10 protein-coding genes are annotated in these 12,113 nt (G+C 53.0%); 1 reads left to right on the forward strand and 9 read right to left on the reverse strand.

Annotated elements, in window-relative coordinates; all coding sequences use genetic code 11:
* Positions 1–170: 170 nt before the first annotated feature.
* The 7 genes from tnpA to DWX59_RS08250 all read right to left on the reverse strand — a co-directional run bounded on the left by tnpA (position 171) and on the right by DWX59_RS08250 (position 8,948).
* Positions 171–644: an IS200/IS605 family transposase gene (gene tnpA / locus DWX59_RS08220; RefSeq protein ID WP_117557915.1), complete on the reverse strand. Its 474-nt coding sequence runs from the start codon at positions 642–644 to the stop codon at positions 171–173.
* Positions 645–810: 166 nt separating this feature from the next.
* Positions 811–1,431, reverse strand: coding sequence for a TetR/AcrR family transcriptional regulator (locus tag DWX59_RS08225; protein WP_117557917.1), 621 nt, complete (start codon positions 1,429–1,431; stop codon positions 811–813).
* A 130-nt stretch (positions 1,432–1,561) separates the two neighbouring features.
* Positions 1,562–2,134 (reverse strand): NADH-ubiquinone oxidoreductase-F iron-sulfur binding region domain-containing protein, encoded by a 573-nt coding sequence (locus tag DWX59_RS08230; RefSeq protein WP_117557918.1) that lies wholly within the window; start codon positions 2,132–2,134, stop codon positions 1,562–1,564.
* 13 nt (positions 2,135–2,147) lie between these two features.
* Entirely contained in the window at positions 2,148–4,238 is a 2,091-nt protein-coding gene (locus tag DWX59_RS08235) for an FAD-dependent oxidoreductase (protein ID WP_117557920.1), read from the reverse strand.
* Between the two features lie 57 nt (positions 4,239–4,295).
* Positions 4,296–5,783 (reverse strand): FAD-dependent oxidoreductase, encoded by a 1,488-nt coding sequence (locus tag DWX59_RS08240; protein ID WP_117557922.1) that lies wholly within the window; start codon positions 5,781–5,783, stop codon positions 4,296–4,298.
* A gap of 43 nt (positions 5,784–5,826) precedes the next feature.
* Positions 5,827–7,842 carry an oxidoreductase gene (locus DWX59_RS08245; protein WP_117557924.1) on the reverse strand — a complete coding sequence of 672 codons (2,016 nt, stop codon included), beginning with the start codon at positions 7,840–7,842 and terminating at the stop codon, positions 5,827–5,829.
* 161 nt (positions 7,843–8,003) lie between these two features.
* Complete coding sequence (locus DWX59_RS08250) at positions 8,004–8,948, reverse strand: flavodoxin family protein (protein WP_117557926.1); 945 nt, start codon at positions 8,946–8,948, stop codon at positions 8,004–8,006.
* 203 nt (positions 8,949–9,151) lie between these two features.
* On the opposite strand from DWX59_RS08250, the gene DWX59_RS08255 reads away from it, so the two are divergent.
* Positions 9,152–10,720, forward strand: coding sequence for a PucR family transcriptional regulator (locus tag DWX59_RS08255; protein ID WP_117557927.1), 1,569 nt, complete (start codon positions 9,152–9,154; stop codon positions 10,718–10,720).
* Here DWX59_RS08255 and DWX59_RS08260 read toward each other — a convergent pair.
* Positions 10,665–11,207, reverse strand: coding sequence for an ureidoglycolate lyase (locus tag DWX59_RS08260; protein ID WP_117557929.1), 543 nt, complete (start codon positions 11,205–11,207; stop codon positions 10,665–10,667). The genes DWX59_RS08255 and DWX59_RS08260 overlap by 56 nt on opposite strands.
* Positions 11,204–12,109 (reverse strand): ABC transporter permease, encoded by a 906-nt coding sequence (locus DWX59_RS08265; RefSeq protein WP_117557931.1) that lies wholly within the window; start codon positions 12,107–12,109, stop codon positions 11,204–11,206. Before DWX59_RS08265 ends, DWX59_RS08260 begins: the two co-directional genes overlap by 4 nt.
* Between the last annotated feature and the right edge of the window lie 4 nt (positions 12,110–12,113).

Raw genomic sequence — 12,113 nt, forward strand, 5'->3', positions numbered from 1 at the left:
CTATAAGGGGCTGTTACCTGCTTGCGCCCGGAAGGCGCACTGAAAAGTCTGCCTGCTGCACCACATTCTCAGCTGCCCTTAAAAGGGCATGTTCAGTGCTTCCTTACTCCGGCTTTGCCCCATAAGGGGCTTGCTGGTTTGCTTTGACTTCCTACTGACTCTTAAGAGTCCTACTTCTTGTTTTTCTTCACCGGCTCACCCGTAAACGGGTCTATGTACTCTACTATCGACATTTGGTCATATTCCAAGTCCTCTTTTATCTGATTTTGGATGTATGCCTTTATTGCCGCCGTATTCTTTCCTACTGTGTCCACGTAATATCCACGGCACCAGAAATGACGGTTTCCGTACTTGTACTTTAGATTCGCACGCTTCTCGAATATTATGAGTGAACTTTTTCCCTTGAGATAACCCACCACCTCTGATACTGAATATTTGGGTGGAATGCTTACCAGCATATGAATATGATCTGGCATGCATTGTGCCTCGATTATCTCTATCCCTTTTCTTCGGCATAATGTCCCAAGGATTTGTCCTACATCTGCCTTGATATCTTTATAGATTACCTGTCTACGATATTTTGGTGCAAAAACCAGATGATACTTGCAATCCCAATTTTTATGAGCTAAACTATTATTGTCCATTTTGGACCTCCTGTGCTTTTTTATTTGTGGTTTGCAGACCTACATCTAGTTTAGCACAGGAGTTTGCTTTTATCTGGAGATATTCCCTCCACCTGCAGAGCAGGTGGTTTATTTTTACTGTGACACAGAAAAACGGCGCATCGTTTGGACGATGCGCCGCAGGCTGTTATGCGTCTGTGTCAGCCAGGGAGGCCAGATACCGGGAAAGGGCGGTTGCCTGGGCCTGGGCTGTCCGCTCCAATTCCTCCGTGAAAAAGAACGGGAGCGACCGGGCCGCCGAGTTGTAGATCAGGATGACAGAGAGAATCAGGTTGCCCAGCTCCTTGGGGGTGCATTTTTCCTGGGGTATCTGCCATAAGGCCAGCACCTGTTCATAAAACCGCGCCTGACCCTGCTGGTAGGTTTCAAAATCCTCCGGGCTTAAATGCTTATATACCCACATTTCCTCCTCTTGGGTCATCACAAAAAAATGGTGCTGGCGGCTATGTGTGACCATATCCAAAAAATGATGGATTGTTTCTTCCAGGCCCATATCCTGGTTTTCCGCGCTTTGCTGTACTTCCCGGAGCAAAAGCGTGATCTCGTAATTGATGATGTGAATCACCAGCTCTGCCAGGGAGGTATAATAGTTTCCGTAAAAGAACGGCTTGGAGATGCCAACAGCTTGGAGGATGTCCTGGAGGGTGGTGCCTTTCAGTCCCCGCTGGGACAGCATTTCCAGCCCCACCTCCAGCAGGTCCCGCCCTACCTGCTCCCGTTCTTCCTTGGAATAACCCTTTTTTGACATGCCCTTACCGCCTTTTTATTTGAGATACCAACAGTTTACCACAGCGGCGGGAAAATGTCATGTATCCTTAATGAAAGGCTTGGAAAATAACTTTCTCAACTGCCTTTTTATTCATATATCCCCATCCCGCCTACCGTCTGCAGGGAACCGGCTTTCTTGGGCATTTCGGCTTTATCAATCCGGCCCTTACGATTGCGTCTTCATCACACGCGTTCAGGCAGGCGCCGCACTGGGTGCATTCGTCCTGGACAATGATGTGGACAAAGCGGGCTTTTCCCTGGATGGCGTCTTCTTCGCATTCATCCATACAGTCCCCGCAGCCAGTGCATCTGTCGGCCAGGATGTGATAGGTCATGAATTTTTTGCAGACTCCTGCTTTGCAGGCTTTTTTTCCGATGTGCTCCTCGAAGTCCGCAAAATGGGTCCGGATGGCAGTGAGGACAGCCTCTGCTATCTCCTCCCCTGTCTCGCAGAGGGACTGGGTTTTCATTACCTGACACAGGTCCTTCATAAGGTCCAGATCCCCGCTGCGCCCTTTCTTCTCCGTGATGTCGCTTAAGGTCAGTTCAAGCTGGGTAATGCCTTCGTAGCCGAATACACATTTCCCGCAGGCCTGGCATTGGTTTGCCCTGACTTCTTTTAAGAGCATATCTACAATACATTCTGTGTCTTTCAGATTCTCTATCCGTTCCAATGTACTCATTGCGGACACCCCCTTAATATTCATTCCACAGCTTTGGTTTCGTAAGCTGGAGCCTTAAGTCGCACTGAAGGCATCTGGCTGCCTCGCACATGGCCTGCTCACAGGTGAACGGCTCTTCCACCGGCGTAAAGTCCTGCACCCTCTGGTCCGGCTGTGCTGTCCGGGGTTGGCTGCGCTTTCGTCCTGCAAAATCTTCCATCCGTCCAATGTATGGCGGCGGGGTTTCCTTTTCCAGAAGCATCTCGCTTATATCACCGTCCCCACCCAGATATAAATCCATCTGTTCCGCTACCCTGCGTCCTGCCGCGATTGCCTCAATGACGGATTTTGTCCCGGTCACAGCGTCTCCTGCCGCGTATACGCCTTCCAGGCTGGTACGCTGGTTTGCGTCTGCCAGGATATAGGGTCCGTGGGTCAGCTCAAGCCCCATCTGCTCCGTGCCCTCCGGCTTCTGTCCAACCGCGAATATGACATAATCCACAGGAATCACCTGGTTTGTCCCCTCTTCCAGCTCAATGACCGCCTTCCTGTTTTCATCAAAATAAAAACGGTTTACCTTCTGGAGTTCCACGCCCTCCACCCGGTCTGTCCCCGTAATGCGCAGGAAGGAATGGGCTGCATGGAGAAGGATGCCTTCTTCTGCGCCTTCCGCAATTTCTTCCGGCGTGGAGGTCATCTGCTGTTCATTTTCCAGACAGGCTATATGCACCTCTTCCGCCCCCAGGCGGAGGGCTGTCCTGGCACAGTCATAGGCAACATTGCCGCCGCCAAGGACCATGACCCTTCCGCTTAAGGGAAGCGGTGTCCCAAGTCTTGCCTGTTTCAGGAAATCGGTGTTCACATATACCTGGGGAAGGCTGCTTCCCTCAATGGGAAGCCTGGTTCCCTTGTGTGTCCCCACCGCCACAAGCACTGTGTCATATCCCTGTTTCAAAAGCTGGTCCGGGGATTGTGGCTGCGTGTCTGTCCTCAATTCAATTCCCGCTTCCAGGATGGTATGGATTTCCCGGTCCAAAAGCGAATCCGGCAGACGGTACGCCGGGATTCCGTACCGGCACTGACCTCCGGCTTTTGGATTTTTTTCAAACACGGTCACCTCATGTCCCTTTTTCGCCAGATAATAGGCAGCGGTCAGTCCGGCCGGACCGGCGCCCATGACAGCTGCTTTCTTTCCTGTGGCCGGTTCCCTGCGGACACGTGTTTTCCATGCGCCGCTGTCATTTGCAGCCGCTGCCCGTTTTAACCTGCACACGGAAAGGGGGGCGTCCAGTTCATTCCTCTTGCATTCGCCCTCGCAGGCATGGTTGCAGATACTTCCCAGCGTCTCAGGAAACGGTACCTTTTCACGGACAACCGCTGCCGCCTTGTCAAAATCCCCTTCCCTGATATAGCGTATGTACCTGGGGATATCGATATGGGCCGGACAGGTGCTTTGGCAGGGCACGATGTTTTCTGCCATGGAACGGTTTTCTTTCATGATTTTCACCTGGTCCATGATGGAACCCGTGGGACAGACCTCAATACATGCCCCGCAGAAGCGGCATCCTGCTTCCTTTAAGGACTTTCCCTCGGGAATGCCTGCCCGTACCCCTGCGTCTGTCTTAATATAATCCAGCACCTTTACGCCCCGAAGGTCCTGACAGGCGCGGATGCATCTTCCGCAGCGGACGCATCTGGTAAACAGATGGGATATCAGGGGATTGCTGTCGTCATTGGCAGTACTTCTGGATTTCTTCCTCCAGCGCTCCGGGCTGACGCCCATGTACTGGTACATGGACTGGAGTTCGCATCTGCCATATTTGGGACAGCCCGTACAGTCTGCGGGGTGGGTTGCCAGGATCAGCTCCATGGCCATTTTCCTCACCTTCTCCGCCTCTGGCCCGCTGACCCTGATCCTCATGCCATCCTTTGCCATGGTTTCACACGCCGGCGCCGCACCGCTGCCGCCTTCGATTTCCACGGAGCACAGGCGGCAGCCTCCCTTGGCTTCAAGGTCCGGATGGCTGCAAAGATGGGGGATGAAAACATTGGCGGCCAAGGCAGCCTCCAGCACGGACTGGCCCTCTTTTGCTTCTATTTCTTTTCCGTCGATTGTGATTTTCATTTTTTCACTCCTGTTTCAGGACCGGATACAAAGACCCGGTCCGTCCATGTCCTGGTATCAGTACTCAAACCCATCCAGCTCCGCCGCCGCGTTTTCGCCTGCAATGCGTCCGCTGTTCAGGCAGAAGCCCATGGTATTGCCCGCAAGGATAAATGGATAGCTGTCCCCGAAAATATTGCATGCGTCCGTCCCAACGCAGTACAATCCCGGAATCACCTTTGCCTCCTGGGTCATGGCCTGCGTCCTGTGGTTAATCTTGACGCCTCCCAGGGAGCCGTACGCGCCTACGTTCTGCCGGCAGCAATAAAACGGCGCCTTGGCAATGGGCTGCATGTAATGCCTGTCTTTTTCAAATATCTCATCAAACCCGGCTTCGCACATCTCATTGTATTCCTCCACCTGCGCAGCCAGCCCCTCCGGGTCGATTCCTGCCTTCTGTGCAAGTTCCTCAAGGGTATCTGCCTGTGTTATGGGTTCATAGCCATCCGCCAGGTCCCTTTCCCACTGCTCGTCAAAATGGTCGTACAGGTCATGGGGATGCACATGGCTTACAATGTCCGGACCTTTCTTTTTATACTTTTTCAGCAGCTTGCTGTCAAAGATGGAAAAAGCCACGCTGCCCGGCTGTGCCGTGATTGCATTGCCTGTGAAAGTGGTATTGCCAATCTGGTCCTCGGGCATGAATCTCTGTCCGTTGCGGTTCACCCACAGACATGGCTGGCGGAATGCGCCGTCCAGGATAAAGTGGTTCATATTATCCGGAAGCTGGTACATAAGTTCCATTGTGCAGGGTTCCTTTCCCGCGCCGGCCTCCCATGCCATACGCAGGCCGTCCCCCTTCATTCCTGGAATCGCAAAGTTGAAAATGGTCTTTCCGAACTCATATCCTGTTTCTTCTTTAATCATGGCCGGGTTGTCCCCAAAGCCGCCTGTTGCAAGAATGACGGAATTGGCCCTTGCCTCTATTTCTTCCCCGTCCTTGTCTTTTGCCAGCACGCCTGCTGCGCGGCCGTCCTCCATGATGATTTTATGAACCGGCGTCTCAAGGAGGAATTCCACGCCCAGTTCCTTGGCCCTTTCCGTCATTTTCTTGGTCATGGCCGTGGCCGCCCTGGGTCCGGGGATCCCGCCTCCCTCGGGCTTGCACACATGCCATGTGAACTCGCCGTCCGAATAAGCCCTTGTGTCCTCCGGCGCACCAAAAGCCCTCTGCACGCCTGCAAACTCCACGCCCATGTCCATCAGCCAGTCAATGGTATCTCCTGATTTAAAGTAATAGTCGCGGACCATCCTGGCATCCACACGATAGTGGGTGAAATACATGTGCTTGCGGAATGCCTCCCCCGGGGTCAGGGAAATCATGTGCTCCCTCTGAATCCTGGAGCCGACCCCCAGGGGCCCCATTCCCATGTTGGCCGCGCCTCCGGTGGTGCCGGACTTTTCAAACACCAGTACCCTGGCCCCGTTCTCTGCCGCCGATATGGCTGCCGCAAGGCCGGAAAGGCCGGCAGCTGCTACAATAATGTCTGTTTCCATCTTCTTCATGGTTCTTCCTCCATTTTCTTTTATCCATATTTATCCGGGCGGATTATACAATATCAATGGCTGCTTCATATCCCCCATGGACCGCGTCGCCTACTTTTCCGGCTGTGCGGCAATCACCGATTACATAAGTCTTAATGTCCCCGGTCATCTTAAGTATCTCCTGCACGGCGGACTGGTCTGCCTTCATCCCCATGGAATATATGCAGGTATCTGCGGGAATCAGCTCCGCCCTGCCGTCCTGTTCCACCACAACGCCTTCTTCCGTGAATTCCAGCACCTTTGTATGTAACATCTGCTTCAGGCCACGTTTATCCATCTCGTCCAAAAGCGCGTTTCTGTAGTATCCGAATGTCTCAAAAGCCATCATCCCCTGCATCTCAACCACGGTCACATCATGGCCGTGCCCTGCCAGGTGAAGACCCACTTCGCATCCCACCAGCCCTCCGCCGGCAAGGACAACCCGCTTCCCAATCCTATCCATGCCGTGATACGCCTCCAGCGCGTTCATGGCCCGGTCAATTCCCTTGATGGGCGGTTTGACCGGATGGGCGCCGACCGCTATGATTACAGCGTCCGGTTTTATCTCATCCAGGATTTCCCTGGAACAGATTGTACCCATACGGATATCCGGACAGCTCTCCCTTGCCTCACGGATCAGAAGGTTCTTAAAGTTCCTCAGATCCGCCTTATCCTCGTCCTGGTCCGTAAAATTAATGGTGCCGCCCAGTTCCCCTGTTTTTTCCAGAAGCGTCACCCTATGTCCGCGCTTTGACGCGGTAACTGCTGCCTGAAGGCCGCCCACGCCGCCGCCCACAATGAGTATCTTCCTGCTTTCTGCGGGATAGGGATGCCTGTCTTCATACCATCCAAACCCGGAATCCGGGTTAATGGCGCAGCGCCCCATGGACGCCGGGCTGTAAATGCGGTCAACCTCTTCCTTGGAAAGTCCTTTCTCCCAGAGGGGGACATCGGTCTTGTGCTCGCAGAAACCGGGGTAGCAGGAGAAGCATCTGACGCATTTACGTATATAGTCTTCCCTTCCCGAAAATGCCTTGTTCGGAAATTCCGGGTCTGCAAAGCCCTGACGTCCCAGTTCAATGAAATCCGCTTTTCCATCCCTGATTACCTGGTCCGCAAAAGCCGGGTCATTAATCCCGCCAATGACAGCCACCTTTGATTTAGTGACTGCCGCCTTGACTTTTGCTGCAAACTCAACATTGACCCCGTGCACGTCAAAGAAATCCGAAAAGGTCTGGGTCTGGTTCCCCGCCCATTTAAGGCCGTTGGAAACATGGATGATGTCGGCCATCCCGTCGATTTCCCGGCAGAACCCCACCATATCCCGGATGTCCATGCCGCCGTCCACACCGTCCTCTGCCGACATGCGCAGTTCCAGGATCATGTCTTCCCCAATGCCTTCCCGCACCGCTTCCAGGATCATTTTCGGAAAACGGGCGCGGTTTTCCATACTTCCGCCGAATTCATCGGTCCTGTGGTTGGTCCAGGGTGAAATAAACTGCTGGATGTTAAACCCATGCCCTCCGTGAACCAGGACGCCGTCAAACCCGCAGGCCTTTGCAAATTTTGATATCCTGCGGTAGTCGTTGCAGATTTTTTCCATCATTCCCAGGTTCAGTGCATAAACCTGCACCCCGTCCTCCCGGACATAAGCGTCCGGCCCCCAGGGGACATGAGGGGCTTTTGTCTCAGCCACAGCGCCTTCGTGGGAAAACTCAAGGTAGGCAAGGGCGCCGTGCTTCTTGATACGGTCCGCATATTCCTTCACCTTTTTAAAGTCTTCCCCGTCATAGTCATCCATGTCAATAGCCCGTTCCATGAACAGTGTGGTCCCCTCTTCATTGTTAACCGGAAGCTCGCCGGTGGATACGGCGGCAAACCCGCCTTTTGCCCGGTTCTCCACCATACGGTATACATTTTCAGCAATCTCCGGCAGAAAAAACACGGAATGCGCAAACAAGGTAGGGGCTGCAATCAAGCGGTTTCTGTAGACCTTTCCCCGGATGGTCATGGGGCTTTCCAGATATGTGAATTTACTCATATGTCCTCCTTTTCGTTTAAACCCTAATGGAACCTGAATTCCTGATTGTCCTGTATGGTTCAAATTATAAAGGATTCACAACCCCTTCACATCATGCCTGCACCTTATGTTTCCTTACATATACAGCCTGTTTTTGTGCAAAGGCACAAACCCATTTTGCCCTAAACGCTTTTAAACTGTTTGTCTTTATATTTCTGAAGCCTTTCCTGTACCAGCTTCAGCTTCTCAGAATCCCCATAGAACCCGCCTTCGGTGCAGCCGATTTCCTCCAGGTGCCTTGCCCTTCCAGCCACCGTGGTGCGGTCCTTCAGGTATCCGTCTTCCCGGATGATGAATTTCCATTTTCCATCCCCTGCCTTTTCCAGATTGCCGCCCGCGCCGCAGACCTGGCATTCCACCGGATAGTGGAGCCCGTCCCACTGGGGTTCCCCCAGCACCAGGGCATTGGAATGGCAGTTTGGGCACCAGCCCATATCCTCATCCCCCAGCCAGGTCCGTTCTTCTGCCGGTGTATGGATTGCTGTCATGATGTTTTCGCCCATCTTCCTTGCCCGTGCCATCAGCCCTTCATCCAGCAGGCACTGCGCCCGGCCCGGCACCCTTGTGGCCAGTATCATGTCCACCACCTTCATATCGGTTGTAAACATGGTTGCCTGCATGGCCTCCAGGGCCATGGACTGCCACGCCCTGGTGGAACCGCCTGCGCAGATCAGCCCCGCAACCCTGTCCTTATGTTCAATTGCACCAATCGTCTCTAAAAATGCAGTTTCATAGCTTAAACTCCTCTGTGCAAATATCAGGTATTCAGCATTGGGCATCAAATCATAGGTTGGCGCAGAAAAAATCACGGCGTCCTGGGCCAGCATGACCTCCATGATTTTCTTTTTATCATCCTTTGCATCCAGCACGCAGCCCACATTCTTCCCCTGGGCCATGCCCCTTGTGCAGGAAGTGCATCCCGTGCAGCTTTCAATGTGGTAATCCTTCAGATTAACCATGGTTATCTCTGCGCCTGCCTCCTCACAGTACATAAGCGCTTCTTTTAACAGTATCTCGCTGTTGCTGTCCTTTCTTCCCGCGGTAATACCCATTACTTTTACTGACATTTTCTTTCCTCCTGGACTTTTGTCTGATTTGTCTTTTCTAACAGATGTTACGGATGAATGGTTGGAATTGAAACCCGTCCGCAAATCTGTTATACTTTATGTAAAATATAACAGTTATTTTTTTAACAAGCATCCATTCCAAGTCGGATATCATCCGCTATCATCTGCTGTTTTTCAGACATTTGTCTGATTGGAGGTATAACATGGCATACTTAGGAACCATTGTCCGTCATCTGGAAACCGCCTTCCATGTGAAGGTACACGGTCAGTTCCATACACGGACTGAAATTGAAGGGACGCGCTTCCTTACACCGGAACAGGAAACAGACCCGGAATACGGGGACAAGCTGCTTTATGTCGCATGTTCCAGGACAGGGGCCACTGCCTGGGACCCCCAGGCCGCAGCGCCCTTCCGCCGTCTGCCGAACATCCTGTTAACCGGGCATGATACGCCCCCGGACACCCCCGGCATCTTATACATCCGGGAAGCCCTGGATGCCTGCCAGGTATTCAACGCCATCCAGGAGGTCATCTTCCGGCATTATACGCTGAAACTGAAGCAGGAGGAGTTATTCCAGTCACTGCACAGTGACAACGGGATTGCAGGCATGGCCCATGTGGCCCATACCTTTCTTGGCAACCCAGTCACCATCTGCGATACCAGCTTCTCGGTCATTGCCGCCAGCCCGGTTGTGAAGGACGCGGACAATCTGGAGGAACGGCACGGGCGTCTTTACCTGAAGGATTCCCTGTTCCAGAACATGGCGGACCAGAACATCATCCGCCACATCTACTCCTCCGCCGTGCCGTATCTAACCGCCCTGGACGATTATCCCTATCAATGGGTATTTGAAAGCATACGCATCCACCACGCCGTGGTGGGTTATATCTGTGTCAGGGGTACGGTGCGGGAATTCACGGAAGATGATTTAGAATTCATTGATGTATTTTCCAAGATGCTTTCCATTGAAATGCAGAAGGATTCCAGTTACCGCCATCCCACGGGCCTGAAATACGAGTACTTCCTTACGGAGCTGCTGGAAGGACATTTTGACCGGGCCGGGTACATTGCCAGCCGCCTGATCCAGCTGGGACGCGCCCAGATGCCCTATTACACAATCCTGCTCCTTAAGTTCACCGAGCCGTCCCGCAAACCGCGTCCGTACAAAGGATATTTTGAACAGCTTCTGTCCCTTCTGCCAAGCTGCATGGTGGTGGTGTTCCACGGCGACCTGACCGTCCTGCTTCCCAGCGGCAGCGGGGAACCGTTTTGCGAAACAGGAAGGAACCGGTTCGCTGCCTTCTTACAGTTAAACCACATGCAGGCTTATGTCAGCTATCCTTACACGGATATTGCAAAGAGCAGCATCTATTGGCGGCAGGTCAAGGAACTGTCCCTGCTCCATGAAAAAACCGGCCTCCCAAAGGACCGGCATTTCATCTATTATGAACAACATTATCTGGAACATGGCTTCTGTCAGTATAAGGATACCGGGCTTTTAGCCGCCAGCATCCACCCGGTCATCACGCAGATGACGGAATATGACCGCACCGCCAACACGGAATACGCCAGGACACTCCGGATCTATCTTGCAAAGAACCGGAATGCCCTGGCCGCTGCCGGGGAACTGCATATTCATAAAAGCACCTTTTTCTACAGGCTGGGAAAAATGGCCGATTTGTTCGGCATTGATATGAATGACGGCCTGGCTTTGTTCAGCTATGAGTATTCCTTCCGGGTGCTGGATTATCTTGGCCTGGGGTCTGTTTGAGGCGTCCGGAACACTGTACCAGTACCCTGTCCCCGGCCACCCGGACCCACAGGGCAGGAGCGGGGCCCTGGGAAGCAAGATAATAATAGGCGGTCCTCTTCCCGATGCCGTGGCATGCGTCATGCCAGATATTCCGGTCCAGGACAGCCACATCCCCCGGATTCAGGATAAGGGCCCGCACATCTTCTGCCAGGGGCGGCTCATCCCCCCTGGCTTTTGCCACGCAAAGGATGACCGGATCAGCGGCGCAGAACAGCGCCTCCTGGGTGTGGTCATGTTTCTCCATGGCCTTTAAAACATAGGGGGCGCCCATGCCCACGGTATATCCCAGATGTCCTGGCGTATCGATTAACGGCGTCCTTGTCATATAGTCCTCAAATTCCTCCCCCAATGTCCTGTAAACCCGTTCCCGGTCCCCTGTCATATTATAATAGGTACCGTATCCGGTAAAATCAAAATCCCTTATGTCCACTGCTTTCAGTATCATACGGCCTCCTTTTTAAGCTCGTTTAAATTGGTCAGGCACATTACCACGATTGTCACCACATACGGCGCCATCAGCACCAGCTGGGACGGTATGTTAAAGCTCTGCAGGCCCACGGAAAGCGCGTCCGCAAAGGAAAAGATAAAGCAGGCAAAAAAGGATTTCAGGGGGTCGCCCTTCCCGATACGGGCCGCGGACACGGCCAGGAAACCTTTGCCTGCAGACATGTTCTCCGTGAACATGGATATGCCGCTCAGCGGAAGGAACGCGCCCGCGGCCCCTGCCAGGACGCCTGTGATGATAAGGCTTGCCCACTTATACTTTACCACGGACACGCCCGTTGTCTGTACCGCCTTGTCATTGATACCCACGCCCCGCAGACGCAGCCCGAAGGGCGTCCTATACATGACGACCTGTGAAAGGATGACCACTGCAAATGCCATGTAGACAAGGATGTTCTGGTTATTGAATATTTCATCCACCACCGGAATCCCGTCCAGGAAGGGCATGTGGATACTGCCAAAGCTCTTAATCCTTGGGTCCAGTATGGAACCCCTGATATGGAATATATTGAACAGCAGCAGGGAGGTAAGCCCCCAGGAGCTCAGGTTCATGGCAATGCCCACCACAATGGGGTCTGATTTAAAATGCAGCACAAAGGTCCCGAAAACAGCAGACATGACAATCCCTGCCACGATGCCGAATAAAAGCCCCATGAACGCATTTTCAAACAGATAACTTCCCCATGTGGCGAAAAACGCGCTTGTAAGAACATAGCTTTCCAGGCCGATGTTGAATATCTTTGCCTTATGTCCGAACACACTGCCCATTGCAGCCAGGGCCAGGGGCGCGGACAGCCGGATGGTGGCAGCTAGTGTGGAAACGCTGAATAATAATTGAAACATATCT

It is taken from the genome of Enterocloster aldenensis, from assembly GCF_003434055.1.
Classification (GTDB): domain Bacteria; phylum Bacillota; class Clostridia; order Lachnospirales; family Lachnospiraceae; genus Enterocloster; species Enterocloster aldenensis.

Coding starts and splice junctions, on each gene's coding strand:
- tnpA (WP_117557915.1), bottom strand. CDS start 644: ATGGACAATAATAGTTTAGCTCATAAAAATTGGGATTGCAAGTATCAT.
- DWX59_RS08225 (WP_117557917.1), bottom strand. CDS start 1,431: ATGTCAAAAAAGGGTTATTCCAAGGAAGAACGGGAGCAGGTAGGGCGG.
- DWX59_RS08230 (WP_117557918.1), bottom strand. CDS start 2,134: ATGAGTACATTGGAACGGATAGAGAATCTGAAAGACACAGAATGTATT.
- DWX59_RS08235 (WP_117557920.1), bottom strand. CDS start 4,238: ATGAAAATCACAATCGACGGAAAAGAAATAGAAGCAAAAGAGGGCCAG.
- DWX59_RS08240 (WP_117557922.1), bottom strand. CDS start 5,783: ATGAAGAAGATGGAAACAGACATTATTGTAGCAGCTGCCGGCCTTTCC.
- DWX59_RS08245 (WP_117557924.1), bottom strand. CDS start 7,842: ATGAGTAAATTCACATATCTGGAAAGCCCCATGACCATCCGGGGAAAG.
- DWX59_RS08250 (WP_117557926.1), bottom strand. CDS start 8,948: ATGTCAGTAAAAGTAATGGGTATTACCGCGGGAAGAAAGGACAGCAAC.
- DWX59_RS08255 (WP_117557927.1), top strand. CDS start 9,152: ATGGCATACTTAGGAACCATTGTCCGTCATCTGGAAACCGCCTTCCAT.
- DWX59_RS08260 (WP_117557929.1), bottom strand. CDS start 11,207: ATGATACTGAAAGCAGTGGACATAAGGGATTTTGATTTTACCGGATAC.
- DWX59_RS08265 (WP_117557931.1), bottom strand. CDS start 12,109: ATGTTTCAATTATTATTCAGCGTTTCCACACTAGCTGCCACCATCCGG.